17 protein-coding genes and 2 pseudogenes are annotated in these 21,522 nt (G+C 68.5%); 10 read left to right on the top strand and 9 right to left on the bottom strand.

Annotated features, from left to right (window positions below):
* Positions 1 to 329: 329 nt before the first annotated feature.
* Positions 330 to 1,106: an SDR family oxidoreductase gene (locus AC2A1K_RS27110; protein WP_483899453.1), complete on the bottom strand. Its 777-nt coding sequence runs from the start codon at positions 1,104 to 1,106 to the stop codon at positions 330 to 332.
* A 220-nt stretch (positions 1,107 to 1,326) separates the two neighbouring features.
* Between AC2A1K_RS27110 and iolG the strand changes: the two genes are divergently transcribed.
* Positions 1,327 to 2,361 (top strand): inositol 2-dehydrogenase, encoded by a 1,035-nt coding sequence (gene iolG / locus AC2A1K_RS27105; RefSeq protein ID WP_483899452.1) that lies wholly within the window; start codon positions 1,327 to 1,329, stop codon positions 2,359 to 2,361.
* Here iolG and AC2A1K_RS27100 read toward each other — a convergent pair.
* Both AC2A1K_RS27100 and AC2A1K_RS27095 read right to left on the bottom strand, forming a co-directional pair.
* The gene (locus AC2A1K_RS27100) at positions 2,339 to 3,172 is read right to left on the bottom strand and encodes a sugar phosphate isomerase/epimerase family protein (RefSeq protein ID WP_483899451.1); all 834 of its coding nucleotides are present in this window, start codon (positions 3,170 to 3,172) and stop codon (positions 2,339 to 2,341) included. The genes iolG and AC2A1K_RS27100 overlap by 23 nt on opposite strands.
* Positions 3,169 to 4,419 carry a sulfotransferase family protein gene (locus tag AC2A1K_RS27095; protein WP_483899450.1) on the bottom strand — a complete coding sequence of 417 codons (1,251 nt, stop codon included), beginning with the start codon at positions 4,417 to 4,419 and terminating at the stop codon, positions 3,169 to 3,171. The genes AC2A1K_RS27100 and AC2A1K_RS27095 overlap by 4 nt, the downstream gene beginning before the upstream one ends.
* 212 nt (positions 4,420 to 4,631) lie before the next feature.
* On the opposite strand from AC2A1K_RS27095, the gene AC2A1K_RS27090 reads away from it, so the two are divergent.
* The 4 genes from AC2A1K_RS27090 to cysC all read left to right on the top strand — a co-directional run bounded on the left by AC2A1K_RS27090 (position 4,632) and on the right by cysC (position 9,445).
* Positions 4,632 to 6,689 (top strand): GMC family oxidoreductase, encoded by a 2,058-nt coding sequence (locus AC2A1K_RS27090; RefSeq protein WP_483899449.1) that lies wholly within the window; start codon positions 4,632 to 4,634, stop codon positions 6,687 to 6,689.
* 33 nt (positions 6,690 to 6,722) lie between these two features.
* A complete protein-coding gene (locus tag AC2A1K_RS27085; protein WP_483899448.1) occupies positions 6,723 to 7,997 on the top strand; it encodes a glycosyltransferase in 1,275 nt (424 codons plus the stop codon).
* An 81-nt stretch (positions 7,998 to 8,078) separates the two neighbouring features.
* The gene (locus AC2A1K_RS27080) at positions 8,079 to 8,819 is read left to right on the top strand and encodes an FAD/NAD(P)-binding protein (RefSeq protein WP_483899447.1); all 741 of its coding nucleotides are present in this window, start codon (positions 8,079 to 8,081) and stop codon (positions 8,817 to 8,819) included.
* Between the two features lie 50 nt (positions 8,820 to 8,869).
* Entirely contained in the window at positions 8,870 to 9,445 is a 576-nt protein-coding gene (cysC, locus tag AC2A1K_RS27075) for an adenylyl-sulfate kinase (protein ID WP_483899446.1), read from the top strand.
* A 170-nt stretch (positions 9,446 to 9,615) separates the two neighbouring features.
* Here the strand turns inward: cysC and AC2A1K_RS27070 are convergent.
* Both AC2A1K_RS27070 and AC2A1K_RS27065 read right to left on the bottom strand, forming a co-directional pair.
* Positions 9,616 to 10,071, bottom strand: a pseudogene (locus AC2A1K_RS27070) (transposase); the annotation flags it as partial.
* A gap of 494 nt (positions 10,072 to 10,565) precedes the next feature.
* Positions 10,566 to 11,048: pseudogene (locus AC2A1K_RS27065) on the bottom strand (transposase); the annotation flags it as partial.
* A 704-nt stretch (positions 11,049 to 11,752) separates the two neighbouring features.
* Here AC2A1K_RS27065 and AC2A1K_RS27060 point away from each other — a divergent pair.
* Positions 11,753 to 11,884: a hypothetical protein gene (locus AC2A1K_RS27060; RefSeq protein ID WP_483899445.1), complete on the top strand. Its 132-nt coding sequence runs from the start codon at positions 11,753 to 11,755 to the stop codon at positions 11,882 to 11,884.
* A gap of 539 nt (positions 11,885 to 12,423) precedes the next feature.
* On the opposite strand, the gene AC2A1K_RS27055 is transcribed toward AC2A1K_RS27060, so the two are convergent.
* A complete protein-coding gene (locus AC2A1K_RS27055) occupies positions 12,424 to 12,705 on the bottom strand; it encodes a hypothetical protein (protein ID WP_483899444.1) in 282 nt (93 codons plus the stop codon).
* Between the two features lie 156 nt (positions 12,706 to 12,861).
* On the opposite strand from AC2A1K_RS27055, the gene AC2A1K_RS27050 reads away from it, so the two are divergent.
* The gene (locus AC2A1K_RS27050; RefSeq protein ID WP_483899443.1) at positions 12,862 to 14,028 is read left to right on the top strand and encodes a helix-turn-helix domain-containing protein; all 1,167 of its coding nucleotides are present in this window, start codon (positions 12,862 to 12,864) and stop codon (positions 14,026 to 14,028) included.
* 203 nt (positions 14,029 to 14,231) lie between these two features.
* A complete protein-coding gene (locus tag AC2A1K_RS27045) occupies positions 14,232 to 14,486 on the top strand; it encodes a hypothetical protein (protein WP_483899442.1) in 255 nt (84 codons plus the stop codon).
* Here the strand turns inward: AC2A1K_RS27045 and AC2A1K_RS27040 are convergent.
* The gene (locus AC2A1K_RS27040; RefSeq protein WP_483899441.1) at positions 14,483 to 15,949 is read right to left on the bottom strand and encodes a protein adenylyltransferase SelO; all 1,467 of its coding nucleotides are present in this window, start codon (positions 15,947 to 15,949) and stop codon (positions 14,483 to 14,485) included. The two genes, AC2A1K_RS27045 and AC2A1K_RS27040, sit on opposite strands and share 4 nt — an antisense overlap.
* 219 nt (positions 15,950 to 16,168) lie before the next feature.
* Entirely contained in the window at positions 16,169 to 17,386 is a 1,218-nt protein-coding gene (locus AC2A1K_RS27035; RefSeq protein WP_483899440.1) for a cytochrome P450, read from the bottom strand.
* A 102-nt stretch (positions 17,387 to 17,488) separates the two neighbouring features.
* Between AC2A1K_RS27035 and AC2A1K_RS27030 the strand changes: the two genes are divergently transcribed.
* Positions 17,489 to 18,139 carry a TetR/AcrR family transcriptional regulator gene (locus AC2A1K_RS27030; RefSeq protein WP_483899439.1) on the top strand — a complete coding sequence of 217 codons (651 nt, stop codon included), beginning with the start codon at positions 17,489 to 17,491 and terminating at the stop codon, positions 18,137 to 18,139.
* On the opposite strand, the gene AC2A1K_RS27025 is transcribed toward AC2A1K_RS27030, so the two are convergent.
* A complete protein-coding gene (locus AC2A1K_RS27025; protein ID WP_483899438.1) occupies positions 18,132 to 19,340 on the bottom strand; it encodes an alpha/beta hydrolase in 1,209 nt (402 codons plus the stop codon). The genes AC2A1K_RS27030 and AC2A1K_RS27025 overlap by 8 nt on opposite strands.
* Positions 19,341 to 19,434: 94 nt before the next feature.
* On the opposite strand from AC2A1K_RS27025, the gene AC2A1K_RS27020 reads away from it, so the two are divergent.
* Positions 19,435 to 21,207 (top strand): pyruvate dehydrogenase, encoded by a 1,773-nt coding sequence (locus tag AC2A1K_RS27020; RefSeq protein ID WP_483899437.1) that lies wholly within the window; start codon positions 19,435 to 19,437, stop codon positions 21,205 to 21,207.
* Positions 21,208 to 21,522 lie beyond the last annotated feature (315 nt).

The following is a 21,522-nucleotide window of genomic DNA, read 5'->3' as shown; positions in this document are numbered from 1 at the left end:
AGCGGTCGTTGGCGCCCTCCGACCACGGTGACAACACCCCCCAGATCATCAACGACAGGGGCACTCAGTCATGCCGTGGCCGGCGGCCTGCAAGCCCTCACCGGGCCTGATCAAGAAGGTAACGGGGCCACCTTGGCGCGCTGGAGGCGCCCGTGGTCACGGTAGGCAAGGACGCGGTGGAGGTCGAAGCCCGGGCACCGAGCGGCTCCACCCGCGGCGAGGTCGCACCACAGCACGGTGGCCTCCCCGTCTGCGGTCGGCCAGCTCGAGGACGTTGAGGGACGGCCCCCGTCGCGGGAAGCCACGCGACCAGGATGCACATTCCAGAATCATCCGTGGCCGCCAGGGACGTTCTGATCCCAATGCAGCACGGAGCCGGTCACGACCCCGCTGCGCGAGGAAAGGAGGAAGACGACCATGTCGGCGATCTCGTCTGGGCCAGCCAGCCGTCCCATCGGTAGCGCTCGGCCCGCCTGCTCACGCCAGTCGTCGCCGGCGTTGTGGAACCGCCGCTGGGTCTCGTCCTCGCCCTCAGTGTCAGTCCAGCCGATATTTAGCTGGTTGATCCGTACTCGGTCGGCGCCGTGGGCATGTGCCACATTTCGAGTGAGCCCCGCGAGTCCGGCCTTGGTGGCGACGTAGGCCGCCAGATACGGCGCCCCTCCCAGCGCGGCCTCCGACCCAATATTGACGATTGAGCCGGGCTTCCCCCGTTTCACCATATCCGCCACCGCTGCTTGCATAAGGAAGAATGGCCCCCGTAAGTTCGTTGCGACATGTTCGTCAAACAGCTCAGGGGTGGTCTCTAACAGGGTGCCCCGTGTGGTCAGAGCCGCGGCGTTGACCAACCCGTCAATGCGGGAGAACTCGGCAATGACCGCGTCGGCCGCCGCCCGGACCTGTGTGACGTCGGCAACGTCGCATTGCACGTACCGGGCGGGCGCTCCCAGCTCGGACAGCTCGGTGACAATCTTCGTGCCGTAAGCCTCTCGGCGGCCAACCACGGCGACCGAAGCGCCGGCCCGCGCCGCCGCTCGTGCCGTGGCCGCGCCGACCCCGGACGTCCCTCCGCTCACCAGCACAACTTTCCCAGACAGCAAGTCCATTACCTTTCCATCCCTTCTAGCTTCACTAGTCGCGCCTCGCAATGGTGCCGCACGCTTCTAGTCTAGCTTCGCAATTACGGCTAGAAAGTCCCCGTCTGGCGTTGCCCGAGAGGACCCATTGACATATCGCCGATGGTGCAGTACAAAACGCGAACGGGCACTACTCGTCGGCCGACTACAAGTCCCGCCCGTTCCGGCAACTCGTGCAAGGAGTCCCATTATGCGACTGGCACTGTTCGGATGTGGCCGGATCGGCCGAGTCCACGCCGACGCGATCGTCGGCCATCCGCGCGCCGAACTGGCCTGGGTGTGCGATCCATTACCGGAACGCACACAGGCGTTCGCCGCTCGGTACGCTGCCGCCTCGACCAGCAACGTCGACCAGGTGCTCGCCGACCGGACGGTCGACGCCGTAGTCATCGCATCGTCCACGCCCACCCACGTCGACTTGCTCACCCGCGCCGTGCAGTCGAGGAAAGCAGTCTTGTGCGAAAAGCCGATAGATCTCGACATTAAGCGGGTCGACGCATGCTGGGCGGAGATAAGTCGTGCCGAACCCACCGTCATGATTGGGTTCAACCGCCGGTTCGACCAGTCCTTCCGTGAGGTCCGCGAGCGCGCGCGCACCGGCGACGTTGGCCGGATCGAACAGGTAACGATCGTAAGTCGGGACCCAACGCCACCAGACGTCGATTACATCACCGCCTCCGGCGGGCTCTTTCGGGATATGAGTATCCACGATCTCGACATGGCGCGCTTCATTCTTGGCGATCTCGTCGCGGTACAGGCCACCGGCGCCCGGCTGTTCGCTGACCACATCGCCGACCAAGGCGATATCGACAGCGGCATGCTCGTACTCCGCTCCGCCACGGGCGCGCTGTGCCAAATCACCAACAGCCGACGCTGCGCATTCGGTTACGATCAGCGACTCGAGGTATTTGGCAGCGACGGCATGCTGACCGTGTACAACCAGCTACCAACCAGCGTCCGATACGCCGGGTCGGCACATACAGGAGCAGCCGCCCCGTACCTAAACTTCTTCCTTGAACGCTACGGGCCGACCTATGCCGCCGAGCTGGATCATTTCGTCAGCGCGATCGAGAACGACGACCGGCCTGAGCCCGGTTTCGCCGACGGACGAGCGGCTCTCGCACTTGCTGATGCTGCCGTCGAAAGTATGCGCACCGCGCGCACGGTCGACCTGGGGCTGGCGCGCAGCGGTCCTGCCGTGGTCAAGTCACCTGGTACTGTGTGAGCAGCGCCGAAAGGTATAGGCGTGCCCGCGCCGCGTCTCTCGACCGCTCGTCCGCCGAGGCCTTGGGCTGCGTTGGCTCGAGCTCCAACATGACGTCACCGCCGTAGCCGCTCTCCGCCAGCACGGTGAATAGCTCTGCGAAGTCAAACTCACCGTCTCCCGGGGTACGGAACGATCCGCCGCGCTCTGCGTCCCGGAGAGCAACGTGACAAACGCGTGGGCCAATCGAAGCGAGAACGGCCCGAATGGTCGCGCCGGAACCGAATACATGGCTCGTGTCAAGAGCGACACCCAGCTGAGGGAGATCGACCGAGGCCAGCACCTCTCGCACCTCTGGCAAGGTTTCGGCCAAAGTGCCACGGTGTGGGGCCTCCACGGCGAGCTGGAGGTTTCGCCGCTCCGCCAGCTCGCTCGCCAGGGACAAGTTGTGCCGAAGCCGGTCCAGGCCGATTGCCCGCCCGCGTTCTCCGGGATCCACGGCACCCGCATCAACGACCCAGACTTGCGCGCCGACGGCATCGGCGACGTCCGCAGCGTGAATGTAGCGGCGGCGCAGCTCAGCGGTATCGCCGGCCGGGCACAGACGTCCGGGTACCGACTGCAGGCCAAACACTGAGAAGCCGTGGCGCCGCACCATGGCTGCGAGGCAGGCTGCGTGCCGGTGAGGCGGGTCGGCCAGCCGCACGTGATCGAACAGCCCCGGCACCCCAGCCAAGTCGACGAGGCCGAAGCCGAGTGCGGCGATTCTATCCAGCGCGTCCTCGACTGCCAGCGACCCGAAAGTGATCGTCGAGCATCCGAGATGCATCATGTACGCTTCTCGGAAAGCGAGTCAAGGTAGAACGTGAACCTATTTTCGACGTCCAGGGAGCTCAGCCCAAAGTTCTTCTGGAGTTCGTATACCACCTGACCGTTTGCGTCTCGTGAGGACTTCGCTGCATACCGTCGCAGCGCGTTGTCTCCCCTGTAGGCAGGGATCAGGCCGGCCTTGTGTCGAACCATGCGCGCGATGCCTAGATCGTCCGCAACCAACTCATCAAAATGTACGTCGACCTGCTGTCCGGCCGGTACGACGTGTCGGTCGGCTAGCAGGTCCCGGAGCCCCTTCTCGATACGGTCGAGCCAGCTCCTGGTGAGCAGGTCGACGTCGATCCGATCGAACTCGAGGCGCGCCATGTAAGTGACCATGGTGAGCGCGGACTGAACGATCGGGAGCGGACTGCGGTGAGTAAACACGACGAATGCGTCTGGGAACGTCGCCATAAGGGCGGGAAGCTGCTCCGCGTGGCAGGGCGACTTCAGCACCCAGCGGTCAGGGCCGCGCAGCCATTGTAACGCTTTGAGCATGGTCTTTAGATATTCATAATGGGGGGCCTGGTCGGCTTTACCGTACTGGGCCGCCCAATCTGGTACGTTGGCGGCTATCTGCAGCCAACCGGCCGCAAAGTCCGGCCCCTGTAGCTCCATCTCCTCGGTCACCTGGTCCGGCTGGAGAGAATGCATCGCCGCCAGGTGTGGCAGCATCCGCCGCATGCGGTCCCATTTCAGCAACGACCGGCAATAACGGTCGTCAGATCCTTCGGCTAGGTTTTTTGGAATTGGTGCGTGGCTTTCCCAGACTGGTAGTGACCGCAGGCGAGGGTCCACAGCGAGCAGGTTCGCCAAATGAGTGGTGCCCGAACGCATCGGGCCGACCACGATAATCGGACTCTGGATCTGCACGTCGTGAATTTCTGGATGCTGTTTCAATAGTTCCTTTAGGCGCAGGCGAGTACTCGCCCAGCGGACGCACCGCTGGACGGCCATGGCTCGACCTAACTCGCTGCGATCGTGATCGGCCGCTATCGCAGACAGCCAGCTACGCAGACGCTCCCGGAAATCCTCCGGGCCGAAGTCCTCGAGCCCCGTCCGCTCCCGCGCAGCTGCCAGCACTCGGCCCTCGTCCAGCTCAACCGGCGCCGCCTTCAAGCGCGCCAGCTCCCGCGTGTGACTCTCTGTGAGCACAGGATTCCGAAGGTCGACGATCCTGATCACCCGCTCGTTTCCATCGGCGAGCACCGATCCCTCCCTCCCACATCGTGCATCGTGCAACCAGTCCACAACCCATCGTCGGCGACGGCCAGCGAGGCGTCCACGGCGGCGAGTTCCACCGGTCACCGCATGACTAACTCGGCATAACTCGCTCCCTGTAGGAGGCCGAAACTCGCACCTATGTTGGACCGAGCGGCTCCCGAGCCGCCGATCGAGGGACATCATCATCGAGGAGAATCGTGATTCCCTATGCGAATAGGCGGCTCGTCGCCGGCCTGCTCGACGTGCTCATGCCGGCGTCGGAAGGTCGCAACGGGCTCCTCGACTGGTTTGACGCCATGGCCCCGGTCGAGCATGCGCGCTTGTGGCGGGAGCTGCTCGTTCCCGGCTTCGAGGCTTTGTCTCGGGTCACGACGGAACCGGACGAGCAGCTAGTGCGTGAGCTGCAAGAAACTCAGACACACGAGGATTGGCCCGTTTCTCCGCGCGAGTTCGTTGCGACACTCGTGGAACTCGTCGCAGAGGGCTGGTACGGTCAGCGAGACAGTTGTTCTTGGACGGAAATTGGGTATCGCGCGCTGGGCATGAGAGATCCTGGTGCGCCCGTCCGGCACGTCTCTCTGAGGCAAGTAGGGCTTGGCGACGTCAAGCCATCCTACGATATTGTAGTAGTTGGCGCTGGCGCTGGCGGCGGTGTGGCCGCACGTGTCCTTGCCAAGGCTGGCGCCCGCGTGCTGCTGATCGACCGTGGCAGGTTTCTCAGCTACCACGAGGTTGGCCGCGATCATCTTGCCAATCATCGGCTGCCGATCTATGGGCACAACACCGGTCCAGAGACCGTCTGCAATCCGCGAGTGTTCGCTCCACCCGGGGCGCCGGAACGGGTAATCGAGCGACCTTACGAACCGGAGTGGTTCAACAACGCAATGACAGTCGGCGGAGGCACGCGCGTATATCAGGGCATGGCGTGGCGCTACCAGCCAGACGACTTCCGTATGGCAACCCGCTACGGCAAACCGGACGGCAGCTCATTGGCGGATTGGCCGCTGAACTACGACGAGCTCGAGCCCTACTACACCCGCGCGGAAGAGGAACTAGGCGTGTGCGGCGACGGTCACGCACACCGGAGGCAAGGTCCTCGCAGCCGCAACTATCCTATGCCGCCGCTGCCGGAGAACCTCGAGGCGAGGGTGCTCCGGGAGGGCGCGCAAGCACTAGGGCTGAACACTGGGCCCGTGCCTCTGCTGCTTAATTCTACTCCCCGCGATGGCCGAGCCGCTTGCGTACGATGCGGGGAATGCGTCGGGTTCGCATGCTCCACGGACGCCAAGAACGGTACCCACAACACCGTCATCCCCCTCGCGCTGGCAAGCGGCTCCGCCACGCTAGCAACCGGCACTCGCGTGGAACGGATCCTCGTCAGCAGCTCCGGGCGCGTGACGGGCGTAGCCGCGGTAGATGTCGCCACCGGAGCACGACGCACCATCTCCGCCCGCACAGTGGTTGTTTCCCCTGGGGCCATCGAGACTGCTCGCTTGCTGCTGGCTAGCGCGACCGTCGACTACCCCTCCGGTCTCGGGAACCGGTCCGGCGAGTTGGGTCGGAACCTCCAGGGGCACCTGTATGTGAGCGCCTTTGGACTGTTCGAGGACGAGGTACAGGACGGGCTCGGACCTGGAGTTAGCGTAGCGACCACTGACTATACACACGACCTCGGTGGGGGAGGCATCGGTGGCGGTGTCCTAGCCAACGAGACCATCAAACTTCCGATTCTGTTCTGGCGTTGGGCGCTCGCCCCGGACGCGCCGCGCTGGGGATATGCGGGCAGGCGCGCGATGCGCGAGGCCTACCTGCGAACCAGTCACATCCAGGGACCCATCCAGGAGATTCCCAGCCCTGAAATCCGCGTGACCCTCGCACCGGATACGAAGGACGCCCATCGCAACGCCGTCGCCCGCATCTCGGGGGAACTCCATCCAGAAAGCGTGCGCGCTGCCCGCCTCCTGCAGGAGCTGGCTGGCGCCTGGATGGAAGCCTCCGGCGCGGTCCGCGTGTGGCCCTCTCCGCACCCAGTGACTCCCACACTGACCGTTGGCCAGCACCAGGCGGGGACAGCCCGGATGGGCGATGACCCAGCCACCTCGGTCACCGACCCCTACGGGCGGGTGCACGGCCACCCGGGCCTGTGGGTCATGGACGGCTCACTGCACGTCACCAACGGCGGGGTGAACCCGGTGCTGACCATCCTGTCTCTTGCCTACCGCAGCGCAGAACAGCTGGCACGAGACGGTTTCTAGACCGGCGACACATGCCTTTCGGAGGAACAGCTGATGAAGGTAATGATCCTTACCCAGGGCACCCGCGGTGACGTTCAGGTGCTCGCGGCCCTGGCGAAAGGGCTCCACGAGGCCGGGCATGACGTTGTGTTCTGCGCGCCCGGTTCGCTTGGCGAGCTCGCTGCTCCCTACAGCACCAAAGTTGTGTCTTTTTTCGACGCAGAAGGGGGACTTATGCGGCGTCCGTCGTTTGGGAGATGGATCGAGTCCAACGAGAATCTCCTGCGCGGCAAACTGCGTGCCTGGCAGGCCAAGCGCATGCATCGCGCGCAAATGGGTCCCGTCCTCGACGATCTGACCGCGGTCGTCCAGGAGGGTGCCGACATTGTCCTGCACCACGTGATCCTGCAGGGGCATGACGTGGCCGAGCGCCTGGGGATGCCCTCGGTACCGATCTGCGTGCAGCCGGGGTGGGTCGCGACCAGCGCCTACCCCAGCCCGATGACCCCCAACCGCATACCGGTGCCGGGCGTCCTAAACCGAGCTACCTACCTTCCAGTGAAACGTGGCAAGCAGATGTGGGTTCAGGACTGGAAGCGCTGGCGGGAACAGACTCTGGGACTCACTCCACGCCGCGGGTATCGCAACATCATGCGGCTGCCCGACGGCAGCCCGGCGACGGTTCTCCAGCCCTGCAGTGAACACGTGCTGCCCGGCCCACTGGACTTTCCTTCCTGGGTGCACACCACCGGATACTGGTTTCTCCCAACCGCCGCTAGCTGGGCCCCTCCCCCGGGGCTTTCCGGGTTCCTGGACTCCCCTCACCCCGTCGTCTATATCGGTTTCGGCAGTATGGTGGGCAGCGACCCGTACCAGACCGGCAACATCGTAATCGAGGCAGTGAGGAAGGCTGGGGTACGCGCTGTGATCGTGGCCGGATGGGGCGGACTTCGGTTCACAGCTCCGACTCCTGATGTATTTTACTTGAGCGAAGCCCCCTTCGAATGGCTTTTCCCGCGAGTGTCCGCCATCGTCCACCATGGCGGGATGCATACGACGGGAGCAGCGTTCGCATCCGGTCAGCCTCAAGTTATCTGTCCGTTCCGGCCTGAGCACAACTTCTGGGCGGAACGGGCGCGGGCGCTGGGCGTAGCCCCGCGCGCGGTCCCTCGACCCGCGATGACTGCCGAACGGCTCGCCAGGGCGATTCGCCAAGTAGTCGACGATTCCGCAATGCACAAGCGGGCTCGCGAACTAGGAGATCTAATTGAGACAGAGGAGGGCATTACCACCGCAGTAAAGGTGCTCGAGTCCCTCGTCCGAGTCTAAGCGAAGGTAGACGGTGGCCGGTTCGCGTTCGCGCCGGCGGCCCTTCGTTGAGCAGCGCGAGGTCGGGCGGAGCCAGACTCGATGGTAGTGCGGTACCGACCGAGTCCGCGGCCAAACGACGCACCCAGTCAGAGAACACCAGGTCCCGGACCGCAGCTCCTTGGAGAAGACATGGCCGAAGAATCCATCCTCCTCGCGATTGCCGGAAGCGGGGCGGCCGGCGCCGTCGTCGCGACGCGGCTCGCCGCCGTCAGTGGGCTCGAAGTAGTCTTGGTCGGTCCCGCGCACGAAACCGCTAGCGGTTTCGCCAAGGCCACGAGGAAACCGTCCCACCGACTGAATTCGCCAACATGCGAGGTAACCATCCATCCAGAGCACGCCAACAAATTCCTCTTGGGGGCAAGCGAGAAACTGGCCCGACCGGCTGGGCGACTCGTCGCGCACCGGAGCGAGGTTGCCACGGCCCGCCAACGGTACGACGGGGCGCAGGGCGAGCTGACAGGAGAGGAGACGGCGCGCTTCGGCACTGCTGTAATCTGCGCGTCGCCGTGCCTCGCTTTGCGCGGCTACTTTGGCCCGCTCGAATCCTCCCTGCTCCGTTCTGCCACAGCCGTCCCAGAGTGGCACAGTCTACGACAAGGCACGGCGCCCTACGGGCCGTTGATCGCAGCCGCGGGCCCGCATTCCCGTTGTGGACGGTGGGCGCCACTCGGGTCGCTCCGTTGGGGGAAGCTCCGGCGTTTCCCAAAATCCGAGATAAGGCTGGCCCCGCCGCTGAGTCAACCGCTCGGTCCGTCCGCGTCCCTGCGCGTAGCGACTTGAGGTCTCGACACCAGGATCGCTATACACCGGAGCGGCAGGCACCGGTCGAGGTGGACTGGCAGCGCACCAGCATCGGGAAGGCGCATCGCGCCGCCCTCCACGGGCAAGCCCCCATGGTTCTGTGGTTCACCGGTCTTTCTGGCGCCGGCAAGTCGACCATCGCGGACGCTCTGGAAAGGCGCCTCCACGCCCTCGGCAAGAGCACGTACCTGCTCGACGGGGATAACGTCCGCGACGGATTGAATAGTGATCTTGGTTTCAGCGACGCGGACCGACGGGAGAACATCAGACGCGTCGCAGAGGTCGCATCTCTAATGGTAGACGCGGGCCTCGTCGTCATCGTGTCTTTGATCTCACCGTTCGCGGCCGAGCGCGAGCTAGCTCGCGAGCGTGTGTTGCCTGTCGAGTTCTTCGAGATCTTTGTCGACACACCGCTCCACCTCGCCGAGGAGCGCGACCCCAAGGGCCTCTACCGCAAAGCACGGGAAGGGAAGCTCAAGAACTTCACGGGGATCGACTCGCCTTACGAGCGACCGGTGCGACCTGAGATCACCATCGACACGACAACACACGAACCCGCTGATGCCGTTGACCAGGTGCTCTCCGCGACTGGCCTTCTACTCTAGTACTCCAGCCGTAGATCGTGATCTTGCGGTGTGGCGGTCCCGGACATGGGAGTTGGGTCGGCCACGGGCGCGGTGCCGGGATTGCTCCCCGGTCCGTTTCCTGTGGCCGCCCGCCGAACCCGGCGTGCGCCTTTCAACGCACCGGGCTCTCCACGTGTCTTGCTCGTTGGTCAGCCCGTGAGGGCTGCCGGTGTCGGGGTCCACGGAGTGCTGATGTGGTGTCCGCGGTAGCGGTACCGGGTCACGGCGACGCTGGAGGCGCCGGTGAACATCACCCCGCTGTAGGCGAGTCTCCAGCCTCGGTCACAGAACCGGCGGCGGAGTTCTTTCCAGCTGATCCGGTTGTGCTTGCGGCGTATCCAAATCACGATCCGCTGCCAGGCGTGCGAATCGAGAACACCGAGTACTCGCTTGGACACACCGTGCCGGAAGTAGTTCGCCCATCCCCGCAGGACGACCTGGAGCCAGTACTTCGCGCCCTCCCCGGCGCCGCCGCCGGCCCAGATGCCGAGGATGTCGTGGCGCCCGTCGAGGGTGACGCCGATGACCACGTAGAACGGTCGGTGGGTGACGTGTCCGTCACGGACCTTCAAGTAGATCGCGTCGACGAAGATCACCGGATAGACCGGGCGGATTCCAACGAACGTCGCGAATCAGGTAGTTGTGGGGCTACGGTACCACTGCTTCATCAGCTGGTGAGGAGATTTGTCGTTCAGGCACTGACGGTGCCGGTCGTTTAGCTCCGCGACGACCTCGTCGAAGCTGAACCTGGTTCCAGACGCTGACATCGGTCGTCGTGGGCAGATACTGGCGCAGGAGTCCATTAGTGTTCTCGTTGGTTCCACGCTGCCAAGGGCGAGTGCGGGTCAGCAAAGTAGACGGACAGACCTGTGCATTGTTCGATGCGGGGATGGTGGAACATCTCGTTGCCCTGGTCCCAGGTCAACGTTCGCCGCAGCAGGTTCGGTAGCGAACCGAAGGTACGTATGAGGGCGTCACCGACGCGGCCGGCCGAGTGCCCGTCAGGGAGCCCGAGGAAAATCGCGAACCGTGTGCGTCGCCCGACCAGCGAAGCCTGTCACGCTTCCCGTGTAAGCAACGGGATGATGAAGTGATCCTATCAGAGTTTGAGGCGGCCCGGGAAGTGGATGACCAGAGTGTTGAGTGCGGTCTTCCAGCCGTGGGTGCCGGTGCCGGATTCCCCTCCCCGGTTGCTTGAGATGTTCCGCAGGCCGAGATAGATGAGCTTCGTCGCGGCTTCTTCGGACGGGAAGTGTCCGCGAGCTTTGGTGATTTTCCGGAGTTGGAAGTTGATGGACTCGATCGCGTTGGTGGTGTACACAACACGGCGCAGTTCCGGTGGGTAGTCGAGGAACGGAATGAACTCGTTCCAGGCGCGTTGCCACACGTCGACCACGCCGGGGTACTGGGCGCCCCAGGTCTGGTCGAGATCTTTGAGGGCGAGCTCGGCAGCCTCGACGGTGGGCGCGGTGTAGATCGTTTTCATCGCTGTGGTGATCTTCTTGCGGTCTTGGTAGGACACGAACCGCATGCAGTTGCGGATCACGTGGACCACGCAGGTCTGCACCACGGTGTCGGGGAAGACGGCTGTCGGGCTCGGGGTCCACGGAGTGGCGATGCAGTGCCCGCGATAGTGGTATCGGGTCACCGCGACGCTGGAGGCGCCGGTGAACACCACCCGTTGTGGGCGAGTCTCCAACCACGGTCACAGAACCGGCGGCGGAGCTCCTTCCAGCTGAGTCGGTTGTGCTTGCGCCGAAAATCGGTTCCAGCACCAGCTTCACCGCTGCCCGCACCACCCGGTCGGCCACGGTCGGTATCCCCAACCGCCGAGTCTTACCCGACGCTTTGGGAATGTGCACCGCCCGCGCCCGGCACCGGGCGAAACGTCCCGGACTTCAACTGCTCCCGGACGTCGCACAGGAACGACGACACCCCCGGCCGACGGGTAATCGTAGCCACCGTGGCTCGATCTACCCCGCCGGTCCGCGCTCCGGTATTGTTGGCCACGCGCTCCCACGCATGCACCAGAACGCCGGATCGTAGACGAGATTGAACAAATCACCGAACCGACGGTCAGGGTCATCGACCGCCCAACGGCGCAACTTGAGCTGCATCCTTCGTACCGTCGCCCACGCCGAATCGACCTCCGGCGGCCAGAGTGGTGTCCAGCAGAGTGGTGTACGACCCCGGCCACCGCGTGGGGCGTGGCGTCGACGTGGAGGGCGGCCACCGCGTGATCCTTCGTTCTGAGTTTCGCCGCTCAAGACCGAGGAGACCGACGCGATGGCCGCGCACCCGAGTATCGACCCTGCCGGCTTCCTGCACGAGCACCTCGCCGAGGCGAGTCCCGATCTGCTGCGGTCGAGCGCGCGGAGGCGTGGCTGGAGTCCGCGGGGCTGGCAGGGTCAGGTGTAGTACGGCTCAGACTGGTCAGAGAAACCGCGGTCGATGGGCAGCCGCAGACAGTCGCACGCCCACTACGGCAACCGTCCCCGGACCAGCGGACGGTCGCCCGCCAGCCTCACCGTCAGCGCTGTCGTGAGCGCCGAACTCGTCGCGGTCTCGCCTGCGACCACCCTCCCGAACCAATGACCAGAACCCTTCGCTCCACCGTTGATCACGCACACCGAGACGCGCGACGTCGACACGTCGCGCGCGCTCGTGCGCTGACCCTCGGCGAGCCGGACAGTCCTCATGGCTTCAGAAGGGTAGGAACCCATCTCGGCGTCCGTCACACCTAATCACCACCCCGGCCCGATCACCGACGACCCCGGCCGGACCCGGGCGGTGCCACCCCGCCCGTCACGGGGCGCTACACGTGACAGCACCGCTCAGCACGGGTGCGCGGGCGTGACACCTCCAATAGCGGCGTGACAGCCGCCGTCACACCCCTGCGCGGTGCCGAGACAGCGGCCCCAGGCACCGACCGCGACCTGCGTCAGGCGGGTAAGAGGTCAGCGGATGCTGTGTCCGTTGCTGTCGCGCGGATCCGCCGGGCGCGTCGGCAGGAACCGGGAGCCGATGAACATCCCCAGCTCGCGATACACGGCCTCGCCAGGGTCGCCTGGGTCGCCGTCGTGATCGTGCTCGTAGAGGAACACCACGAACCCGCGCCCGGCCAGCATCGACGCCGTCGCCGCCGCTTCCTGCTCGCTCGATGCCTCCGCCGTTTGAAACCTGACCGTCCCGCCCACCTGCTCGGCGACATGCAGGTGATACCGGCTCACCAACGCCACCGGCGCCGCAGGCGTCGAACCAGCGACGGCCGCGGGTCACACATCGACCACTGACCTCGGGACTGCCCGGCGCGGTGTCGCACACGATCATGCTCACGCTCCGCGGAACGTCGAACGGCTAACGCAGGACTAAACAGCGGGGCTACCGTGGACGGCATGGACGGCGAAGCCGAAGGCGTCGGACGGCGGGTCCGTGCCGTGCGCAAGCTGGCCGGATGGACCCAGGCGCGGCTTGCCCAGCGCGCCCACGTCTCGCTCGCCCTCGTCAAAGCCGTCGAACAGGGCCGCGTGCCCGCCTCGCCCGCATTCGTCGCGTCTGTCGGCAAGGCGCTCAGCGTCAGTGTCCCGGACCTCTACGCCCAAGCGACTCCACGATTCGGCGAGGAACGCTCCGGGGTCTCCGACCTCGAAACCGCGGTCATGGCCGGACCCGCGCTCGTCGGCGACGAGCCTGCCGAGTCCCTCGATGCTCTCGCGGCACGCCTCGCCGAGATCGCGGAACTTCAACGTCACGGCCGCTACGACGCGTCCTCGGCCGCCCTTCCAGCGCTCATCGAAGACCTGCACACCGCCGCCGCGGCAGACGGCGGTGAGCGGGCCCACTACCTGCTCAGCCGCGTCTACGGATGCGCGGTCATCTGCCTGCACCGTCTCGGGTCAGCGTTGACCGGCCAAGCAGCCGAACGCGCGGCGACCGCGGCCCGCTCATCCGGTGACCCCCTACTCGCAGCGATCGCCGACGTCGAAGTCGGCCTGCCGCTTCTGCACCGCGGCGCGTATCGCGCCGCCGACCGCATCGCCACGGGTGCTCGCGACTCCATCGACGATCTACCCGGCACGGTCGACACGCTGTCGGTTCGCGGGTTCACCCACCTGCGCTCAGCGATCGCAGCGGCGCGCGCGGGCGACTCCCAGACCTCGGATTCCCACCTCAGCGAAGCCACGCTCTGCGCCGCTCACGTGCCCGACGGCACCGACCTCTACGACACCGCGTTCAACCCCTCGAACGTCACGATGCACGCCGTGGCCGCCGCCGTGGAACGAGGCGACGGCACGACCGCGATCGCCCGGAACCACCCGCTGGGCGCGCGCACGATGCCCTCGCGGCGCGCCCACCACCACGTCGACATGGCCCGCGGCTACCTCCTGCACGGCGACCGCGACGCCACCCTCACCGAACTCAACGCGGCGCGCGACGCCTCGCCGCAACTCACCCGCTACCACCCCCAAGTCGCGGAAACAGTGCGTGTCCTCGCCGAGACCGACCGCCGACGCACCGACTCCCTCGCCGGATTCGCCCGCTGGGCCGGAATCCGCGTCTGAACGCGCCGCACGCGCGAATGACAGGCTCATCAGGGCTCAGCGTCCAAGACCCGGATCGTCCCTCTGAACGCTCGCAAGGTCCGTCATCGCGCGCCTCCGTCTCTACGCCGGACTGCTGACCCCCTGACCACTCGGAAGGGGGTTGCAACCTCGGCGCCTGGTGCACCCACGACCACCGGGTCAAACACCTCGCCGGCTGGCACGTGCGTCAGCCGGTTCCGGGCTGGTTCGTCATCCGCACCCGCGCCGGCATCACCCACACCACCGGGCCGAAGAAGATCCTGCGACCGCTCCCCACCCCCAGCCCCGCGGGCCGGCCGCTGCCGCATGACGGCTGGCCCGACCAGGACACCGATATCCACCACGTCGACGACTGGCGACGCAGATTCGCCACCCGAGAGACACCGGCGACCCCGGAACCGATCACGCACGACCCCGACGACCCGCCACCGTTCTAGGTGCCGCAGTAGGTGACGTACCCCGTGGCCGACGGGTCGCCGCGGGCGTAGTCCTCCAGGCCCGGCCGCTCCTCGTAGGGGTGCGAGACGACGTCGACGAGCCGGTGGAACGGCGCGGGGTCGCCGGCGACCGCGGCGTCCAGGGCGGACTCGACGTGGTGGTTGCGCGGGATGTAGACGGGGTTGACGCGGTCCATCGCGTCGGCGGATCCGTCGACCGGGCGGTCCTGCTCCTCCAGCGCCGCCCGCCAGCGCGCCAGCCACGCGTCGAGCGCCCCGCGGTCGACGACGAGGTCGAGCACCGGGGAGGCGTCACCGCGTGCGGCGCTCGAGAGGCCGCGGAAGAAGCGGGTGTGGTCGGGGTGCTGGTCGGCCATCAGCGTGACGAGCTCCTCGACGAGCTCGCCGTGGTCCCCGGTCAGCCCGAGCTTCGCGTGCAGCCCCGCCGAGCGGTGCCGGGTGAAGCGCTGCGCGAACGACGACACGACGTCGGTGGCCGCGGGGATCGCGTCCTCCGGGTCGTCCTCGATGAGGGTCAGCAGCGACTCCGCGAACCGGGCGAGGTTCCACTGCGCGGCCTGCGGCTGGTTGCCGTACGCGTAACGGCCGCCGTGGTCGATCGAGCTGAACACGGTCGCCGGGTCGTAGGCGTCGAGGAAGGCGCAGGGCCCGTAGTCGATCGTCTCGCCGGAGATCGTCATGTTGTCGGTGTTCATGACGCCGTGCACGAAGCCGACGTCCATCCACTGCGCGACGAGCGCCGCCTGCACCTCGACGACCGCCTCGAGCAGGGCCAGCGCCGGCCGCTCGGCCTCGGCGGCCTGGGGATGGTGGCGCGCGATCGCGTGGTCGGCCAGGCGGCGCAACACGTCGGCGTCGCCGGTGGCGGCCGCGTACTGGAAGGTGCCGACGCGCAGGTGGCTGGATGCGACGCGGGCGAGGACGGCGCCCGGCAGCGGGCGCTCGCGCATCACCCGCTCACCGGTGGTGACCACGGACAGGGCGCGCGTGGTCGGGATGCCCAGCGCGTGCATCGCCTCGCCGACGACGTACTCGCGCAGCATCGGCCCGAGCGTGGCCAGCCCGTCGCCGCCGCGGGCGAACGGTGTGCGGCCGGAGCCCTTGAGGTGCAGGTCGCGACGCCGCCCTCCGGTGTCGGTGATCTCGCCGAGCAGCAGCGCCCGCCCGTCGCCGAGACGCGGCGAGTAGTTGCCGAACTGGTGCCCGGCGTAGGCCATGGCCACCGGGGTGGCGCCCGCGGGCACGGCCGTGCCGGCCAGCACGGCGACGCCCTCGGGCGTGCGGAGCGCCTCGGCGTCCAGTCCGAGCTCGCGGGCCAGCTCGTCGTTGAACGCGACCAGCTCCGGCGACCGGGCGGGCGCGGCCTGCCACGGCCGGTAGAGGCCCCCGAGGTCCCGGACGAACCAGTCGTCGAGGGTGAGGGGCGACGCGGCGACGGTCATGGATCCGAGCCTAACCGCGCATCCGATGAGGTATGCCTGATCAGCGTCGTGATGCGAACCGGCGACGGCGTGCGCGGGGTGGACCCGAACCCGAAGCGGACGGGCGGATCGACCGGTGCGAGCGGGCCCTGGCCGGCGCCTTTCCCCGGGCGCGGAGGCGGCAGCGACCCGGTGCAGGCCCCGCGCCCCCGTCGTCGGTCCATGCTCCGGGCCGCCCGCTCACCATCGGACGGGCAGCTGCTGCGGGCCCCGCACCAGCGCGGTCTTGCGCCACACGACCTCGCCGGCCAGGTCGAGCGTCGGCACGCGCGTGACGAGCGTCGTCAGCGCCGTCTGCAGTTCCATGCGCGCCAGCGACGCACCGAGGCAGTGGTGGGGGCCGAAGCCGAATGCGACGTGGTTGGTTCCCTCGCGCTCGAGGTGCAGCTCCTCGGGGTCGTCGAACACCGCGGGGTCACGGTTGGCTGCGATCGTCGAGACGAGCACGGCCTCGCCCGCGTGCACCGTGCCGCCCTCGAGCTCGACGTCCTCCGTCGCGATGCGCGGCAGTCCGGCGTGGCGGCCCAGCGGCGTGATGCGCAGCATCTCCTCGACGGCAGCCGGCACCTTCTCGGGGTCGGCGACCAGCGCCTCCCACCGCGACCGCTGCGAGAGCAGCGTGAGCACCATGTCGCTGGCCATGTTCATGGTCGTCTCGTGGCCTGCGACCAGGATGGCGACGCCGAGGTTCACCAGCTCGCCCTCGGAGAGCCGGTCGCCGTCGTCCTCACGTGCCGCGACCAGTGCGCCGAGGACGTCGTCGCCGGGGCCCTCCGAGCGCGACCGCCGGTCGGCGACCAGCGTGCCGATGTAGCGCTGCAGGTCCGCCATCGCGGCCTGGCGCTTCTCGGTCGGCACCTTCGACGTCGAGAGCATCGCGTCCGCGCCGGCGCGGAAGAGGTCGCGGTCGGCGAGCGGGACGCCGAGCAGCTCGCAGATCACGATCACCGGCAGCGGCATGGCGACGGCCTCGACGAGGTCGGCGGGAGGCCCGCCGGCGAGCATGTCGTCGACGAGCCCGTCGGCGACCTCGCGCACGCGCGGGCGCAGCGCCTCCGCGCGGCGGGCGGTGAACGCCGACGCGACCAGCCGGCGGACGCGGCCGTGCTCCGGCGGGTCGATGTTGGTGATCGTCTCCGGACGGTCGATCCGCTCCGGGACCGCGCGCGGCACGTCGGCGCCGACCACCGCGGCGCGGCTGAACCGCGGGTCCGAGAGCACGGTCTTCACGTCGGCGTACCGCGTCGCGAGCCAGCCCTCCTCGCCGTAGGCCATGCGGATGCGGGCCAGCGGCTCCTCGGCACGCAGCCGGGCGTAGGCGGGGTCGAACTCGAGGGCCTCGGCCTCGCCGAACGGGTAGTCGTGGGCGTACGGGCAGGTGCTGGCTTCAGTGCTCACCGTTGGTTCTCCTGTGATCGGCGCTCGCCCACTACTATGACACCTAATGACACAAAGTCGCATCGGGACAAATCGTGCTCGGAGCGACTAGCCTCACCGGTCATGACGCCCCCGGAGGCGACGCGTGCCCACCGCGGGCGCCGGCCGATGAGCGACCGGCGCCGCGGCCTGCAGCGGCTGGAGATCTCCCGCGAGGCCGTGCGGCTCTTCCGCGCGCAGGGCCTCGCGGCCACCAGCGGGGAGCAGATCGCCGAGGGCGTGGGCCTGTCGGTACGCACCCTGTGGCGCTACTTCCGTAGCAAGGAGAGCTGCATCGAGCCGCTGCTCTCGCAGTCCGCCGACGCTTTCGTCGCGATGCTGCGCCGCTGGCCGCGCGAGCGGTCGCTCGAGGACCACATGATCGCCGACCCGGGGGTGTCGTCGCCCGCATCCCCGGGCGACGACGAGGCCGCGCTGGCGGTGATCGCCATGTCCCGCACCGAGCCCGCCTTCCGCGCGATCTGGCTGGTGGTCCACGAGCGCACCGAGTCCGTGCTCGCCGAGGTGATCGCCGATCGCCTCGGCCGCGGGCCGCGCGAGCTCGCCGTGCGCGTGCAGGCGGCCACGCTCGCCGCCGCGCTGCGGATCACCACCGAGGACTACGCGGCGGCCCTCGCCGACGGGCTCGCGATCACCGACGAGGATATGATCGCCCGGCTCGACGAGGCCGTGCGGGCGGCCACCCACGGGGTCATCGGGGAAGCGGTCACCTGACCCGGGTCGTCACCCAGTGCTCGAGCGTCGTGAACGCCGCCTGGTGTCCGAGCGAGCCGTCGGGGCCGGTGTCGAAGGCGTGGTCGGCGAACGGGATGTCGACCTGGGCGGTCTCCACCCCGGCGGCGCGGGCGGCCTCGAGGAAGTGGGTCGCGCCTTCCGGCGGGACGAGGTGATCGCGGGCCGGCACGATCGCGAAGGTCGGCGGTGCCTCGGGGCTCAGGGCCGCCACGCCGGTCATGGCGCGGTAGCGGTCGGGCACCTCGTCGGGCGTGCCGCCGGTGTAGCCGACCGCGAAGCGCTGGGCGCCCTGCCCGCGGCGGTAGGTGTCGGCCAGGTCGACGGCCGGGTACACGGTCGCGATCGCGCGGGGGGTGGGGACGGGCACCGGTGACGTGCACGCCGTGGGCTGGGTCCCGGAGGCGGCCCGGTAGCCGACGGAGACCGCGAGCTGGCCGCCCGCGGAGTCGCCGCCCAGCACGATCCGCCGCGGGTCGCCGCCCTGCTCGGCCGCGAGCTCGGCGACGCGCGCGAGCGCGCAGGCGACCTGCGGGCCCGCGACGTCCCAGGTCGGACGGCCGGGCTCGGCGAGCGTGTACTCCACCGAGATCGCGAGGAAGCCCGCGTCGGCGAGGCGGCGCATGTCGGCGGCGCGGTCGAGCTCCGACCCCGTCACCCAGCCGCCGCCGTGCACCCAGACGAACACGGGCGCCGGGCCGGTCGCGCCACGCGGGCGCGTGATCGCGAGGTGGAGGTCCTGGCCCCGGGGAGTGGTCGTGTAGACGGTGCGGGCGTCGGGCGCGGAACCCTCGGGCGGACCGGCGAGGGTCAGCGCGCGCCACGGGTCGACGCTCCCGCCGCCGCGCAGCGTCGCGGTGACCACGGCGCCGACGGCCCCGGCGAGCACGAGCGTCGCGACCGTCGCGACCACGGCGACCGTGGTGGTGAGCGCTCGTCGCTTCCTCGGTCGCGTCGTCAGCCACGCCCCGACCGTCACGACGACGCCGAGCAGCACGAGCAGCGGGCCCCACACCACGACGAGGCGCTTCGAGGGCCCGGCGCCGAACAGCGAGAGCCCCGGCGCGAGGGCGGTGAGCGCCGCGGCGAGCAGGAAGAGCGTCGCGACGGCGAGGACGACGAGGAGCGCGACGGCGACGGCCGGCGGCACGCGCGGCACCGGGGTCGAGTCCTCGTCAGCCACGGCCACCACCTCCCCAGGGTGCACCGGGTGGTGGTGCGCACTTTCGGGTGCCCTGGCCTCTCGGGCACGGGTGTCCGGCGAGAAGATCGCGCCCATGGCTCGCACCGTCGCCGATCAGCTCATCGAGGTCCTGATCCAGGCCGGCGTGCGCCGGATCTACGGGTTGGTCGGGGACAGCCTGAACCCGATCGTCGACGCCGTGCGCCGCTCGGGCGGCGCCGCGCAGGGCGGGATCGACTGGGTCCACGTGCACAACGAGGAGGCCGGGGCGCTCGCCGCGGCCGCCGAGGCCCAGCTGACCGGCACCCTCGCGGTGTGCGCCGGCAGCTGCGGGCCCGGCAACACGCACCTCGTCCAGGGCCTCTACGACGCGCACCGCTCGGGCGCGCCGGTGCTCGCGATCGCGTCGCACATCCCGTCGCTGCAGATCGGCACCGACTACTTCCAGGAGACGCACCCCGAGCGGCTGTTCGTCGAGTGCTCGTCGTGGGTGGAGCTGATCTCCCGGCCGGAGCAGATGCCGCGCCTGCAGCGCATCGCGATGCAGACCGCGCTGGCCGACCGCGGGGTCTCGGTGCTCGTGCTGCCCGGCGACATCACCGCCCTGCCCGCCGCGCACCCGACGGGCCGGGGCGACCTCGTCGCGCCGTCGTCGGTCGTCCAGCCCGCGCCCGACCGCGTCGAGGCCCTCGCCGAGCGGATCAACGGCGCGCGCACGGTGACGCTGTTCGTCGGGGCCGGCGTGCGCGAGGCCCGTGACGAGGTGCTGGCGCTGGCCGGGCGGGTCAAGTCGCCGGTCGGGCACTCGCTGGGCGGCAAGGAGTGGATCCAGTACGACAACCCCTACGACGTCGGCATGAGCGGGCTGCTCGGCTACGGCGCCTGCTTCGAGGCGAGCCACTCCGCCGAGCTGCTCGTGCTGCTGGGCACCGACTTCCCCTACGACGGGTTCCTGCCGCAGGCGCGCACCGTGCAGGTCGACCGCGACGCGCGGCACCTCGGGCGCCGCACCGTGCTCGACCTCGGCGTGGAGGGCGACGTCGGGGCGACCCTGCGCGCGCTGCTCCCGCTCGTCGAGGAGAAGACCGACCGCACGTTCCTGGACACGATGCTGCGCCACCATGCCGACGCGCTCGAGCACGTCGTCGACGCCTACACCTCGCGCGTCGAGGACCACCGGCCCGTCCACCCCGAGTACGTCGCGTCGGTCCTCGACGACGAGCTCGACGACGACGCCGTCGTCACCGTCGACACCGGCATGGGCAATGTCTGGGCCGCGCGCTACATCTCGCCGACCGGTCGCCGGCGCATCATCGGCTCGTTCCGCCACGGGACGATGGCCAACGCGCTGCCGCACGCGATCGGGGCGGCGGTCTCCCAGCGCGACGCGCAGGGCGGCCGTCAGGTCGTGTCCATGTCCGGGGACGGCGGTCTGACCATGCTGCTCGGCGAGCTGCTGACCGCCGTCGAGCAGGACCTCGACCTCACCGTCGTCGCGTTCAACAACGGCTCGCTGGGCATGATCCGTCTGGAGATGATGGTCGCCGGGTTCCCGTCGTTCGAGACCGACCACGGGCCCGCCGACCTCGGCGCGATCGCCCGTGCGGCCGGGCTGCACGCCGTGACCGTCGAGGATCCGCGCGCGCTGCGCGGCGCGTTGCGGGAGGCGCTCGACCACCGCGGTCCGTCGCTGGTCGACGTGCGCACCGACCCCAACGCGCTGTCGATCCCGCCGCACATCACCGCCGAGCAGGTCCGCGGCTTCGCGCTCGCGGGCATGCGCACCGTGCTCGCCGGCGGCGTCGGGAAGATGGTCGACCTCGCGCGCTCGAACCTCCGCTCGGTGCCGCGGCACCCACTGCGGTAGTCACCAGGCGTCGGGTTCGAGCTCGGCGGTCGATGTCGCGCCGGCCCGGGGCTCGAGTCGCCCGCGCCACGAGAGCGACGAACCTCGGCCGTCGCTCACCGTGGTCGTCGACGCCATGCACTCGCCCGAGAGTGTGATGAAGCGCTCGCGAGCGAGTGCTCTGGGTCATCGTCGCTGGTCGGCTGGTGATCGACGACGCGCAGATGTTGCTCACCCACCCCGGATTCTTGATCTGTTCCAGAAAAGGGGCGACACTGCGACCCGTGTCACCGCCGGTCCCGACCAGCCCGCCGACGGGCTCGACAGGTCCGGGAG

Source organism: Actinomycetospora sp. 2LY8.5 (genome assembly GCF_057180585.1).
The sequence above is the reverse complement of the archived record's forward strand: the minus strand, read 5'-3'. Positions and strand labels throughout refer to the sequence as shown.